Origin of the sequence: Desulfosporosinus sp. FKA (assembly GCF_002196785.1) — a bacterium.
Lineage (GTDB): Bacteria > Bacillota > Desulfitobacteriia > Desulfitobacteriales > Desulfitobacteriaceae > Desulfosporosinus > Desulfosporosinus acididurans.
The window spans coordinates 178,564-192,736 of sequence record NZ_NAHZ01000030.1 but is presented as its reverse complement, the minus strand read 5'-3'; the positions used below and the strand labels follow the sequence as shown (position 1 = coordinate 192,736).

General features: G+C 41.2%; 14 protein-coding genes. 3 read left to right on the top strand and 11 right to left on the bottom strand.

All coding sequences use genetic code 11. The annotated features are described in order from the left end of the window. Window positions 1-341: 341 nt before the first annotated feature. Window positions 342-611, bottom strand: a complete 270-nt coding sequence (locus B5771_RS14760; protein ID WP_088188212.1) for a hypothetical protein — start codon at window positions 609-611, stop codon at window positions 342-344. Between the two features lie 281 nt (window positions 612-892). Between B5771_RS14760 and B5771_RS14755 the strand changes: the two genes are divergently transcribed. Next, complete coding sequence (locus B5771_RS14755) at window positions 893-1,300, top strand: hypothetical protein (protein ID WP_047810458.1); 408 nt, start codon at window positions 893-895, stop codon at window positions 1,298-1,300. 39 nt (window positions 1,301-1,339) lie between these two features. On the opposite strand, the gene B5771_RS14750 is transcribed toward B5771_RS14755, so the two are convergent. Together B5771_RS14750 and B5771_RS14745 are read right to left on the bottom strand one after the other, a co-directional pair. After that, entirely contained in the window at window positions 1,340-1,804 is a 465-nt protein-coding gene (locus tag B5771_RS14750; protein WP_088188211.1) for a MarR family winged helix-turn-helix transcriptional regulator, read from the bottom strand. Between the two features lie 260 nt (window positions 1,805-2,064). Continuing rightward, window positions 2,065-2,535, bottom strand: a complete 471-nt coding sequence (locus B5771_RS14745; RefSeq protein WP_088188210.1) for a hypothetical protein — start codon at window positions 2,533-2,535, stop codon at window positions 2,065-2,067. 230 nt (window positions 2,536-2,765) lie between these two features. On the opposite strand from B5771_RS14745, the gene B5771_RS14740 reads away from it, so the two are divergent. Beyond that, complete coding sequence (locus tag B5771_RS14740) at window positions 2,766-3,767, top strand: methyl-accepting chemotaxis protein (protein WP_088188209.1); 1,002 nt, start codon at window positions 2,766-2,768, stop codon at window positions 3,765-3,767. Here B5771_RS14740 and B5771_RS14735 read toward each other — a convergent pair. The 8 genes from B5771_RS14735 to B5771_RS14700 all read right to left on the bottom strand — a co-directional run bounded on the left by B5771_RS14735 (window position 3,762) and on the right by B5771_RS14700 (window position 12,103). Continuing rightward, window positions 3,762-5,357, bottom strand: a complete 1,596-nt coding sequence (locus tag B5771_RS14735) for an ASKHA domain-containing protein (protein WP_088188208.1) — start codon at window positions 5,355-5,357, stop codon at window positions 3,762-3,764. The two genes, B5771_RS14740 and B5771_RS14735, sit on opposite strands and share 6 nt — an antisense overlap. Window positions 5,358-5,564: 207 nt before the next feature. Continuing rightward, window positions 5,565-6,341 (bottom strand): NRDE family protein, encoded by a 777-nt coding sequence (locus B5771_RS14730; protein WP_088188207.1) that lies wholly within the window; start codon window positions 6,339-6,341, stop codon window positions 5,565-5,567. Window positions 6,342-6,380: 39 nt separating this feature from the next. Continuing rightward, window positions 6,381-7,256, bottom strand: a complete 876-nt coding sequence (locus tag B5771_RS14725; RefSeq protein WP_088188206.1) for a GNAT family N-acetyltransferase — start codon at window positions 7,254-7,256, stop codon at window positions 6,381-6,383. Between the two features lie 240 nt (window positions 7,257-7,496). Continuing rightward, window positions 7,497-8,792, bottom strand: a complete 1,296-nt coding sequence (locus tag B5771_RS14720) for a phenylacetate--CoA ligase (protein WP_088188277.1) — start codon at window positions 8,790-8,792, stop codon at window positions 7,497-7,499. A gap of 259 nt (window positions 8,793-9,051) precedes the next feature. Next, on the bottom strand, window positions 9,052-9,930 hold the full coding sequence (locus tag B5771_RS14715; protein WP_088188205.1) for a uroporphyrinogen decarboxylase family protein: 879 nt from the start codon (window positions 9,928-9,930) through the stop codon (window positions 9,052-9,054). A 122-nt stretch (window positions 9,931-10,052) separates the two neighbouring features. Further along, entirely contained in the window at window positions 10,053-10,673 is a 621-nt protein-coding gene (locus B5771_RS14710) for a DsbA family oxidoreductase (protein WP_088188204.1), read from the bottom strand. Window positions 10,674-10,736: 63 nt separating this feature from the next. Then, window positions 10,737-11,366 carry a hypothetical protein gene (locus tag B5771_RS14705; protein ID WP_088188203.1) on the bottom strand — a complete coding sequence of 210 codons (630 nt, stop codon included), beginning with the start codon at window positions 11,364-11,366 and terminating at the stop codon, window positions 10,737-10,739. 206 nt (window positions 11,367-11,572) lie between these two features. Next, complete coding sequence (locus B5771_RS14700; protein WP_088188202.1) at window positions 11,573-12,103, bottom strand: hypothetical protein; 531 nt, start codon at window positions 12,101-12,103, stop codon at window positions 11,573-11,575. 342 nt (window positions 12,104-12,445) lie between these two features. Between B5771_RS14700 and aspD the strand changes: the two genes are divergently transcribed. Beyond that, window positions 12,446-14,104 carry an aspartate 4-decarboxylase gene (gene aspD, locus B5771_RS14695; protein ID WP_140417741.1) on the top strand — a complete coding sequence of 553 codons (1,659 nt, stop codon included), beginning with the start codon at window positions 12,446-12,448 and terminating at the stop codon, window positions 14,102-14,104. The last annotated feature ends 69 nt before the right edge of the window (window positions 14,105-14,173 follow it).

Here is a 14,173-nt window from a genome sequence, read left to right as displayed (position 1 = left end):
ACATTTAGATATTTAGATAATTATCTAACTGTTGAAATGTATTATACTCCTTTTTAAAAAAATGAAAAGGCTTTTTTGCCAGGTACAAAAAAATAACGATAACACCTTGCATCACCCCGGTACAAGCTATTATCGTTAGTCACGTCCCTGCTAATTTTATCAGCTCAACCACATTTTCAAGGGCTAAATGAGTCTCTCGTTAACTTCAACTAGGGTAGCGTGCGCCTTCGCCGCAAAGTATTCCTATTGAGAAAGGCGGCTCGGCAATAATGTCCACTGGACATTATTGTATCTGAAGCACCGACGCGCAGCTTTAGCTGAACGAGTTCACTCACTCAGAGTTAAAGCAAACATCCCAGTAAAAGACGCTGAATCTTTAAATATTTGGCCTCAGCCTCATCCTCATCGCTAAACCATTCGATTCCCTTTTCGGCCGACTTAACGTTGTAAGTATGTATTAAACCATCAGCAAGTACCTCTTTACCCCAGGCCACGAAAAACTGAGCCGGTGAATTGACCGGATTTACACCTGTGCCAAAATATACGGGCATCCCGTCTATTTCTGTGCTTTCCAAAATATTTGCTTTTGTCAGGCCACAAGGATTTCCCATAAATCTCCCTCCCCATATTAGAATTGGAACAAACGAATTAAATCCAGATACCCTTAAATACCGTTTAAAGAATACTAAACTAACCATTGAGGGCACTGTCTACTTGCTTTTCTGCATCTGGCGAAAAACAGCAGATTAGTTGCACATAGGCATCTTTTTTATGATAGAATTTAGAGAAAACTAAGCCTGTACTGATTCTAAATGAAGTTTATTCTCTTGCCTTAACCGCTTAATTAGTAAGTAAGTAAAAATATGCTCTCGCATTTTTAAGGGGGATTTAAATGTTTACTCAGGCTTACACACCTGAACAATCTGCCTTTGGCAAACTTGAAAACGGACGCGATGTCTTAATTCTCTACGTTAAAGAATTCAAAGAAACGATTAGAGCCATAAATCAGGCCGGCTTATCAAATTATACCTATCATTGGTTTGCGACGGAACATCAAGACTCTTACGTTCTTCAAATGGTATATACTGATGACTTACACATTGCCATACGTTTTAATACCCAACACTTTAAATTAATTGCCCAGCTGATGGAGCCTAAGGATGTAATTCTGACCGCCGCCCCCCTATCCGAACTCATGGAAAATGCCCAAAAAAATTCCTATAACTTTCTGGAGTTCAAGGATGTTCTGACATTCAGCCAGTTATCCTTTACAGTCCCCACTCCCGAGTATCCCAATTAACCTTTGAAACTAATATTTAAGCAGAAACCAATTTCCTTTTTAAATTGAGATATCATACTCTTGTAACTTCGCCACTAACTCATGATGTGTTTCCAGCAGATCTTGGATTTTTTCTGCAGATATATTTTCTAAAGCCGACACCATTGCTTTATAAGATGAAGCATTCTGACAAGATTTCTGCGCTAACTTTAACCCTTCCGGCGTAAGAGTTAAATTAATCTCCCGACGATCATTTTCACTTGTTTTTCTCGTAATAAGTTCAGCCTTAACAAGTTCTTCGACATTAACACTGACTGTGCTTTTAGACATTTGCAGTTTTTCAGTGACCACTTTAAGAGTGGCACTAGGCGTGGAATAAATCGTATTGATAATTCCCATCTGCTGGATCGTTAAACCCAAGCTCGAAGCATTTTGTTGAGTGAAGCTGACGAGTTTTTTACTGATTACCATAAACGATTGAACAACCTCGGCAGCGAGTTTAACCTTGTCGCTAAAATTTTCCATAGGGCACCTCTGCGTAAATTATTCCATAAACAAACAGTTCTGTCATGAACCATTTTATACAGAGGCCTTTTATTTGTCAATGATTCTTCCTCCACCAGCTGCTGTCCAATACGCGGCTCTACCCAAGTATAATTTCGTCTGAACTATAACCCCGTAGCCCAATCCATGTCACAGCCCCCTTAATCTATAACATAAGACAAGGGGGCTGTTTTTGATACTTCATTGATACTTCACATTACAAAATACCGTATATGTATCTATTATTTTATATTTAACTGATTCGATGGTAGTAAGGCATGTAGGTCACCTTCTTTTATCAATGATTTAATAGCCTTAGGGTCAACCTTATTAGTTATAATATATGATTGACTAGAGTGCTTATGGTTATTAAAGTCATATATATCGATGTAACCTTCATCATAGAGAGTTAATCCGAACCTCATGTTTCCGCTAGTTTTAATTGCTATCTCATCCGGCTCAGCCAAATGAAATGGAATCTCTGTCTCTCTTAACTTCATTTGAGATAAGATGTTCATAATGGATTCTACTTGGCTCGGATCTTTTAATTCGACTGATGTTCTCATAATTAAAATTGAGGTTACTTTCTCCCCATTCAATTTGTCCAATACTTCCGCCTTAAATGTAGTGTTTTTAGGTAAATTGCCGATTATTTTCAAACTAACAAAAATAGCTAATAGTGTTACGTAAACGATCCTATAACTCTTTTTCATAGAGACCCCCTTAAAAGAATTTTGAATTTACCTTTATTCTACTCCTTGGGTCCGATACAAGACACTTGACAAGGAACTTGAAAGTTTCCTATTAGGGTCATGCCTTAATCTCAATTGTTAAAAGAAATACTTTGCAAAATCTCTCATCTGTCATATAATAAGTTCTAACGTGGCAACGAAGCCTACCTGATTTTTTCAGGTAGGCTATTTTTTTTGTGAGGTGTTTCAGCATGTCCAGCAACAATTTAAGTCTCGATACTTCCGTTTTACTTAACGAACTGAAAGAAGCCAACCTGGAAATGAGCCAAGTTATTGATTCCATACGCCAAATCGCCCAACACACAAACCTTCTGTCTCTTAATTCTGCAATCGAAGCAGCACGGGCAGGCGAAGCCGGACGAGGATTTAGCGTCGTTGCCGATGAAATTAAAAAACTTGCCACCCGAAGCCTAACATCTACGAAAGAAAGTACAACGATTATCCAAAACATTCAATCCAAAGCCAATGAAGTCATGGCTGTCCGAACGGCAGATGTAGCTTATGATACAATCGATAAGATCGACCGCAACCTTTTCGAACGCAATTGTGATGCTCAGGCTTGGGCCACATTTGACAAAGTAAAAAACTGCTTGAGTTCTGCCGGGACCGACAAGATATCCCTAACTAATGATCTCTTGAAAAAACTTGTTGATATCTATGAAGTCTATCTCGATTTATATGTGCTCAATACAGAAGGTAAAATCGTTGCAGCAGGTGTTCATCATGAACTGATCGGAGAAGATATGTCCGACAAAGACTGGTTTAAAGACGCTAAATCCGCGGATGCCATCTCAGTCAGTGATCTTTATTTTTCTCAAGTCAGCAAGCTGCACACTGTCGCTTATACCTGTCCTATTCGCAGTGAGGAAAATCAATTGTTGGGCTATTTTTCCACAAGATTTAATTGGAATTTTATCTACGATATTATCGATTCTGCCCGTATCGGTAAGAATGGGGATATTTTCATTATCAACAAAGATGGGTATGTCATCGCCTGCCGGAACCGCAAAGAAATCCTTACCGATAATTTAAGCCAACTTAAGGCTGCCCAGTTTGCCATAAAAGGAGAAACCTACGGCTACATTTTTGATCAAAATACAAAAGGTACAAAAATTTATGGTTACGCTCATACTCGCGGTTATAACGCCTATAAAGGCAAAAAGTGGTCAGCCATCGTTAGCGAAACCTTATAGTGCATCCATAGAGAAGTTAAGTCGGCTTTCTAATTTCTTTTTAACACTTGGATAGCGATCAAGCTCCGTGTGGGGGAGGAATTTGCTGCTTACGAATTTTTCCATAAAGGAAGAATTGGCATTTAATTCAAAATAGGTCACCTTAGAGGCAATAGACTCAGCCTCCTTACGCTTCGTGCGCGAGATCAGAACCTGCCTGGCAGCCTCACCTGAACTGTTGCCTAAACGGATGATGGAAGTTCGGGGGAGATCCGGATAAAGACCAATCGTAACAGCGGATTCTACCGGCAAGTATTGACCGAAGGCTCCCGCGGCATAAAAATTGCCAATATCCTGCCAAGGACATCCTACATTTTCCAGCAGAAGATCCGTCGCTGAGTTGACTGCTCCTTTGGTTGCCATAAAGTTATTAATATCAATCTGATTAACAACAATATCCTTTCCCATAGCTGTCTCTCCTGCCGGAACAATGACAAACTCCTCTCTGCCCTCTGTAAAGTGAGCTGTCCGGTCAATTATCCCCTTTAAAAAAAGCTCTGCTAAAATATCCACTAAACCTGAACCGCAAATTCCTCGTGCCGGTTTATCGCCAATGGTTGTATAGCGAACTCTTCCACCCTCTCCATCGATGACCACATGATCGACTGCTCCAGGCTCGGCCCGCATGCCAAACGTCGTCACCCCGCCCTCTAAGGCCGGTCCGGCTGCTCCTGCACAGGCCACAAGCCATTCCTCATTGCCCATAACGATTTCTCCATTAGTGCCAATATCCACAAACAAGGAAACATCAGATTTCTTGTGCATGCCGCTGACTAAAACCCCGCCAATTACATCTCCGCCTAAGTAACTGCCAATACTGGGCAGACAATAAATCGGCGCTAAGGGATGAATCTCCAGGCCTAGCTCACCTGCAGGGATTAAGCCTGGATTATTAACAATCGGCGTGTAGGGAGCACGGCAAATCGAAGCAGGGTCGAGGCCAAGCAAAAGGTGAATCATTGTTGTATTAGCTCCAATAGCTGCTGCAGTTATCTGAGAGGGCTTTATCGAGGAAGAGCAGACAGATTGAATCAAGCGATTAAGAGTATCTAATATTAAAGTCTGCAGACGTTTTATACCGCCGGGCTCAGCCGCCTGACGGATGCGGCTTAAAATATCTTCACCCAAACTTATCTGACCATTGTAATCTGCTGCATGCCCTAAAATGTCTCCATTACATAAGTTGATTAAGTAAACAACTACCGTCGTTGTTCCAATGTCTACGGCCAAACCAAATTGCTCCTGAGTCCTATTCCCTGGTTCTATCTCGATAAGCTCCCATCCTAAACCTTTTTCGGCCAAAGTAGCCGTTATTTGCCATTCCGAACTGCGGCAGAGATTGGGAATTTTACTCATTAAAGCCAAAGGGATACGGACTGGGTTAAACGTGTTTTCTAATTGCTGACGTACTTGATCCACATCAGCACGGTTATTCAAAGAACTTGGAGGAACAAGCGCTAAAAATACTTTCCGGGAAAGTGGTTCAAGGTAAGTAAGAGTTGTCTGAACTTGATCAGCCAGAATGACTGGGGTATCTTGTGGGTTTGACATAAGATCAAAACCTTTCTTACTAACAATTTCGAAAATTCTCCAAAGTACTCTTGTCTCTCTCCTGCTAGTATACCATCTTTTAATAAAGATATGGAAAATATTCCTATTCTTTAGCGATCTGAAGACTAAATTCGTGACTTGATAACAATTACTTCAAGCCACAGTGAACTCGTTCAGCTAAAGCTGAACATCAATAATTCATAGTTGTCATGCGTCTAATTTGAACTGATAAATGACCTCACGCCAAGACTTACTATTGCCGTAAAAGCTTCTTTCCTGAAAGAACACGTTTTGTTTTCGGTCAAGAAGGAGCACAGTCGAAGATCTGGTTCCATAATCCTTTCCTGCAATAAAAATTGACGAAAGCATCCTTTCACGATCACGGCTTATCCCTGTATCAGGCAACTCTTTATCTTGGGCTGGGTTGATGTCGGCAAGGATTTCAAAAAGACGCTCTGGAGCAATCAATCCTTCATGGTTTAATTCCAAATAATTAACCAAGGCCTCTTTGCTTTTTTGAACTTTCGGCCAGGGTGTATCCAAAAAATGATTGCTGAGACCATAATATCCGGGTTTTAGGTCTCGCACTCCAGGCCCCTGGTTACTGAAATACATTAAGCATGAAAGATCCCCTGCAAGAAGATTAAAGGGATTATATAAAGACTGGGTATGGTTAACGTTTTCCAGATATCGCTGAGGCGGCTCCTCAGACCTGAGAAAATCCCTGACAAGAAATCCCCGGGATCTTGGATTCTTGATTTGCGAGGCAGGATCGCGAAAATTTGTCAAAGCGGCAAAACGTCCTGCTCTGGTAATCCCCATCCAAGTCCCCAGCATTTCCAGATCCTTTCCAGCTAAAATCTTAGATTCGGGCTCCCAAAAATTCGCAGCCGCTGTCGGCCGATCATAGAATTCATCCCTATTGGCTGCAAGAACAAGGTGATAGTCGGGAAGAATGTCATAGGCAAAAATTATAAGACACAATGTTGGTTTACCTCCATTCTATTCCCCCTTAAAGTCTGATCAGCAAAATTCGGCAACTTGCTTGCGATAAAAGTCATAGGCAAGTTCTATGCGAAACCCCATCCTTTGGTAAAGCCTAAAAGCACGGTCATTTTTGCTGTCTACCTCAAGAGTTACTTGCTGCTTACCTCGATTCCACAAGTTTTTTAGAATTAGCTTCAAGAGTTCCTGGCCATACCCATTACCCCTATATTCGGGTAGAATCCCCAAGCCAAAAATCGAGGCTTCTTCAACAGCCAGATGATTGACTGAAGCTATTCCCATAGGTTTATCATCAACAGTAACTAGATATTGCTCTCGGGTTTGCGAATTAAGGCAATTCTGAATCAGACTCTTTGCATCATCATAATTGTCTTCAAATATCTCGCTGCTAAGCTGAATAAGTATTTCTAAGTCCTGAAGAGTGGCTTTGGTAAGAAACAATCGCTGCTTTCCCAGATTGCATTGTCCACCTCTGGGTAAACTCATATAATATTCGGTATGTTCATAGCTAGCTTGCAAATGATTAAGAAGAACATCTTTACCTACATCTGAAGGCTTTTCACAGACAAAAAGAATTTCCGGGATGTTGTGACTGCGTAATTCTTCAACAGCCTGTTCCAACAAAGCAGTAAAATAGCCATTCTGCCGGTACTCCGGTCTCGTCATTGCCGAAATTTCAACTTCCAAATGACTTGGTATGAACATCGATAACATGCTAATTAATGTTTGGCAATCATAAAGCAGAAAAATGCCGGGGATTGCTTGGTTAAAATTTAAAGAAGTATCTAAAAAAACACTTCCTTTAAGCTGATCATAATCGTTGCAAACGTTTTCAAGTTCTAAAACCCGGCTCATTACTGGCTCGTTTAAACTGTGATATTTTTTGATAATCATACGTTCTCCTTTTGACACTCCCTGGGTGAAGAATACAAACCTTTTCTCTAATTATTATAAGGTTTTTATAGATAGATGAGCAAGAATAGATCCTTCTGGTAAAGGGGATCAAAACAAAGAAGCATACCAACGTATAACGATTGATATGCCTCTTTATTTAATGTTATCTTTTTAAGTATCTAACAAAAACCGAAAAAACAATATGATCTTAGATTAACCAATATGATCGATCAATGGACACTAACTACGATAGTCGAAGACCCTTTTGGCCTTTCCGGCACTTCGTTCCAGAGTTCCCGGCTGAACAACTTTTAAACGTACGTTAATAGAAAGCACTCCGTGCAATTTTTGTCGTATGTAAGCCGAAAAATCTTCAAGCTTCGAATATGGTTCAAGCAAATCTTCCCGAGTCAACTCAACAACGACTTCAAGTTCATCCAAAAAATTGTGTTTATAAATATTAATAATATAGTGTGGACTGATGCCCTCGATAGCCATCAGGACACTTTCAATCTGGGACGGAAAAACATTAACCCCGCGAATAATCAACATATCGTCCGTTCGGCCCACAACTTTGCGCATCCGGGCAGTACTACGGCCGCACTGACAAGGTTCTTGGCTAACACGCGAAATGTCTTTCGTTCGAAAACGTATGACAGGAAAAGCTTCCTTAGTTAAAGAGGTGAAAACCAATTCCCCTTCTTCACCCGGCTCAAGAACTTCACCGGTTTCCGGATTTATTGTTTCAACGATGAAGTGATCTTCTGCAATATGATGCCCGCATTTGAACTCACATTCTCCGGCTACTCCCGGCCCCATGACCTCACTAAGTCCATAATTATCAGAAGCCGATATGTGAAGTCTCGTTTCAATCTCCCTGCGCATTTCTTCTGTCCATGGTTCGCCTCCGAATAAGCCTATCCTCAGCTTTAAAGAAGAGATATCAATGCCCATCTTTTCTGCCACCTCAGCAATATACAGAGAGTAACTTGGCGTGGAAATTAGAACAGTCGTGCCAAAATCCTGCATGAGCATAAGTTGGCGTTCCGTATTCCCGCCCGAAGCCGGAACTACAAGAGCGCCAGCCCTTTCCAAACCATAATGCAGCCCAAATCCACCGGTGAATAAACCATAATTAAAGGCAATCTGAGCTACATCGTCGGAGGTAACTCCTGCCAAAGTGACCATTCGTGCAGTAAGATCGGTCCAAATCTTTAGATCATTGGCTGTATATCCTACAACAACAGGCCGTCCTGTGGTACCGGAAGAAGCATGCACACGAATGATATCCTTACGTGGAACAGCAAAAAGTCCAAAGGGATAGTTATCCCTTAAATCAACCTTAGTGGTAAACGGTAAGTACTTTAGATCATCCAAGGCTTTAATAGCCTCAGGCTTAATCCCCAATTCATCAAATTTGGCTCGATAATGCGGAACGTTGTTGTAAACCCTATTCACCGTCCACTTCAGACGCTCCAATTGAAGTTCTTTAAGCTGATGTCGGCTCATGCATTCTTGCTCTCTATTCCAGATCACAAACAACCAACCTTTCTTCTGCTCAACTTTTTAAGGAATTCATACTTCTGGAAAAACAAAAAAGCTACCTCAAAAGGATAGCTTACTGCCGGCACTGAATACCCCACGTTCAACCATCCTCCCATACTAATTATCCAACACTTCTTTTTTAGTTCTCTTCATGACGCTCTACCTTACTACTCCTGTGAAAGGATCACAGGACTTCTACATCACTATTCTACCTAACTTTATACCTATTGTCTATCCTAACAACTATTCGTTAATAGTTTTTGACATACCGGTACACTTCAAGAACATTTTGAGGAGTTTGACCGCTTCCAAGGATACCCGCACTGCTGCCGAAAATGTATCCCCCGCCTTTGGCCGTCACCTCTAACAAATTATAGGCTCTCTCTATTCTCTTCTCCTCTTCAAACCATCCTAGATCATAACCACCCATAAGACAGACCCGATCTTCCGTCGCTTTTCTAACTTCAGATATCTCCTCTAATGATTGAAAGTCAAGGGAATGCAGCCCATTTATTCCCGAATTTATTATATCATTTAACACCTTTCTTAAATCCCCATCCGCATGAAAGAAAACCGGAACTTCTTCATGTTGCAGCTCCTTTACCTGTTCTCTGATACTCGGAAAAAAATTTAAGCGCAGAGCGGCCGGTGAAACAAATGTCCCTCCATTATAGGCAATATCATCAGCTATGATAAGTCCATGAGCACCGAGTGCTAAGGCATTTAACCCCAATTCGAGGTTTGTTGCTGCCACCTGTTGGACGAGTTCCGGAATTATCGGATCCCCTTGAGCAATGGCTAACAGATAATTGGTAAAGGATGAAAAGAGTTTAGCTGTTCCCTGGAACGGGCCATCAATAAGGGCAAAAATAAAAAAATCGGTTTCCTCTCTCCACCGTTTTAATTCATGCCATAGTCCTGTTTGGTTTCCGGGTTCATTGCCCAAACCAAAAGCCACAGCATCGAGTCCGCAGCGTTCACAAGCCTCCACCCGGTCTTCAAACCTCACATGATTCTTAAGGCCGAGTAACTTAGCCACAAAATTGTCATCGAGATTAAACTCTCCTTTGGGAACACGATCCACTTTCGCAAAATTTATTGCTGCCAAAATTCGTTCAACTTTTGTCACCTGGTCACTTCCTCTCAAGCTAAAGTTCAAGGCTGCAAACTATTTCTTGCAGCCTCGTTTTTTCCATGCAGCCTTTTCGATTGGCGGTCTCAACTGAACATGACAAGAGATAAATTTATAAACTATTCTTTGACTTTCAAATCCATGGACAGCCCCGCAGAGGTTGATTTTGTGCCAAAAACAAGCTTCTCCAAATCTTCGTAACTTTGAACCCCAAATGCATTGCCGCCTTCAGCAACAAAATACGGAACCCCAGGGATTCCTAAGGCTTGAGCTTCTTCTAAATCTTGTAAAACTGGCGGTTCATAGTCTTTTGAGAGCAATGCTTTCCGAAATTGTTCCGGATCAAGTCCTGCATCTCCGGCTAATTCCGTTAATACCTCAAGATCATTAATATCCTTCTGTTCTTGAAATTGGGCCGCAAATACAATGTTATGGTACTGGTCTCCCTTCCCCTGCTCTTCCGCATACTTTGCACCCTGCAAAGCCAACCGGGAATGCTTGCTCTTATCATTAAATACCATTTTCATACCGTATTTACGTCCCATAGCTTCAATGCCCGCCTTCGCTCGTTCCAAATACTCAGGCGGTTTAGGCGGAATTTCCACTCCCTCCGGCCTTAATTCGAAGGACTTCCATTCAACTTCTACATTTTTATCCTTGGCCAACTGGTCAAGGGGGACTTTCCCAATCATACAAAAGGGTCACAAGAAATCCGAAAAAACAGTAATTTTGGCCATTATTTAATCTCCTTTAGATAATGAATAAGAATATTAGGAAAGCATATTATCATTTATTATTGACATTTATAGTTCAGTATAAAAAGGCATCTGCTCTCCGGTCACTGCCGCAATCTTCCAGAGATAATCATTGCCCATATTCTCCCGCTTATCTTCTTGAAATCCCTTGCCTTTGAAGAGGGCTAAAGTGCTGCGATTAGCAGCATAACCGGATAAATACCTAGCGCCTTGCTCTTTGGCAAAAACTCTCAAATTATTAAGTACTTGATCCATCAATTCATCGCTGAGAATATCAAAATCTTCATTTTTGACGAGCACAATATCATTGATAAAGACCTCTTGCTTATTGAGTTTAGAAATGTGCAGAGTGATTAACTTATCTTCATAACCTAAACTATCTTCCCAAAGAATTTGCGGTAATTTTACCCCAATTAAATCACCAAGTTCAGGCTTCCCTTTATTAGGCTCATAATATTCCTGCAGCAGCTCAACTAATCCTAAGCTATAAGCCCTTGCTTGCACAGAGATATTATATTGAGCGGGATACTTCGTCTTGATCTCCTCGTCACGAAGCACCTTAAGACCAGGATTCCTGCCAATTTCTGAGGTTATTTTATCCAGCGGAAAGATACTGTTAATCTGTTCCTGCGAAGGACTCCACTCTTCAGAATAGATATGCCTTGGTTTAAGTGACATTCAATTTCACGCCTTTCAATCATGATAACTTATTGGATACTTTTAAACCAACTTCAGTTAAGATTTCTCTCTATTTGGCTTATTCTCAACTATTTTAGCTAAAGTAATTCGGTATTGCCCTAATAAATCCTTCCTTCTTTGTAAAAGAAGTTTTATTTGCAAAAGATAAACGAACTGGAGGCAGTATATCCAGTTCGTTATCATTTCTAAATATGCGCTAAAATTAGTAATCCAAAGATACAAGAGATTACTCTATGGCTCATTCTACAAGTCCTCATACTAATCATCTTATGCTTGTACATTATGCCTGTGAGCAAGACGAGAATCATCCCTATCAGAGCAACAATACCGCTGAAAACATTATTCATTCTTGACGGCAGATTAACCAGATAAAAAGCACTGTGCCCAAGGCCAAAGGTAAAAGCTAACCATCCTAAAGTGACATGAGCTTCTCTCAGACCCTTTATTGTTGAGCCGTTCACCCAAGCTAAACTTCCAGGTACTCTTTGTTTCTCACGAATTATCTTCTTTTTCAGGAACCAGAGCAAAACGGAACCTATCGTGAAAAGCAGGGAGAAAAACCCCATGAGATTCCAAAACCCTTTTTGCATTCTAAATGACCAATCGGATATCCCATGATAGGACATCCATAATGATATCGCCGTTAGAAATCCACATACTAATGCGTAAATGATCGTAGGCGAGAATTTTGTTCGGCCATATGTAAATCCGTCCATCGTTTTTGCACCTCCGGAAATCATTATACTCATGGTTTCTTAAAAGAAGTTTAAGAAGATAAGACTAACTTGTTAAGATTTTTCGATTTATTGGCTCAGAGCAGCTTAATTTCTCCACTGATAGAAAAACCTGGCTAACACCCGAAGGTATTGCCGCTGTGCCACTTATAGAAGTGGGGAGCTTAAAAACTGGATAAAGTGTATAAATGCCTCAATTAGCGTGCAGAGTAATTTAAACACCAAAATAATAACCTTCTATTTACTCTGAAATATATGGCAACTATTTATATCTAAAGCAAAAAAACGAACTAAACAAAACTAAGTCTATGACAACTGGAAGGAATGATAACTATTAATAATCATCAAACTCGAAGAAAAATGGAAATGAAGTACGAAAACCTCAGCCCTTTCGAACTCAAAAACAAATTAATCGCTCTCGCCGATAAACATCATGACACAAGTTTATGGGCGATGCTTAACGCGGGAAGGGGAAACCCGAATTGGATTGCCGCTACTCCCCGAGAAGCGTTCTTTAGCTTAGGACATTTCGCCATTGAGGAAACCCGCAATACCTGGAAAGACAAGGACCTCGCCGGCATGCCCCAAAAAGAAGGAATTGCTCTGCGTTTCAAAAATTACCTTGAGAAACATCCTGAGGCACCAGGAGTTAAACTGCTGGAAAATGTCCTCGCTTATGGGACTCAAAAAATGGGCTTTGAACCCGACCCTTGGATCCACGAACTAGTCGATGGTATTGTCGGAGATAATTATCCCGTACCGGATCGCATGCTTCGACACCTTGAACAGGTGGTCCATAATTACCTGATCCAGGAAATGTGTGACGGGAATCCCCCCGCCGGTCGCTATGATTTATTTGCTGTTGAGGGCGGTACGGCCGCCATGTGTTATATCTTCGACTCCTTAATTGCTAATAAATTGCTGTCTAAAGGAGACAAAATTTCCCTCATGGTCCCAACCTTTACCCCCTACTTAGAAATACCACATTTATCGCGTTATCAATTCGAAGTCATAAAAATAAACGCCACAGAGATGGACGAAGAAGGCAACCATCTGTGGCAGTATCCAAATTCTGAACTTGATCAATTGAAAGATCCTCACGTTAAAGCTCTCTTTACAGTAAACCCAAGCAACCCGCCGTCAGTAGCCCTTAAGACTGAATCTAAAGACTATCTGACAGAAATCGTCCAACACCACAATCCTAATTTAATGATTATTACCGATGATGTCTACGGCACCTTTGTTAATGGTTTTCGTTCGCTGATGGCAGACTTACCCTTTAATACTCTGGGGGTATACTCGTTTTCCAAGTATTTCGGGGCAACAGGCTGGCGTTTAGGGGTTATTGCCCTGCACCAAAACAATGTCTACGATCACTTGCTGCACGAGCTTCCTCACGCAAAAATCGAAGAACTTACCGAACGTTACGAAAGCGTATCATTATATCCAAGTAAAATTCGCTTTATTGATCGTATGGTCGCCGACAGCCGGCAAGTAGCACTTAACCATACAGCTGGCTTATCCACTCCGCAACAAGTTCAGATGGGCCTCTTCGCACTGTTTTGCATACTTGACCATGAAAATCGTTACAAAAAATTGACCCAGGAAATTTGCCGCCGTCGGCAAAAGTTGTTGTTTGAGGGCTTTGACCGTTCCTTACCCGATGATCCATGCAACGCTGCCTATTACAGTCAAATTGACTTAGCAATTTGGGCTAAACAAAAGTATGGCGACGAATTTGTGAAGTACCTACAAACCACCTATGAACCCACAGACATTCTCTTCCGTCTGGCAGAAGAATCCTCTATTGTACTCTTAAACGGCGGCGGATTTGGCGGTCCCGAATGGTCAATTCGAACCTCTTTAGCCAATTTAAATGATGAGGCCTACTGTGAAATCGGAAAAACGGTCAAAAAGACCTTTGAAAAGTACGCCAGCGCCTGGAGAGAGCAAAAGGAAAGCAAAAACAACTCCCAAAACTAAAAAAGGACTACTGCAGCCAACTTTACAAAGGCTTAGTTCAGAAACTGAACTAAGCCTTCTCGCGTACGC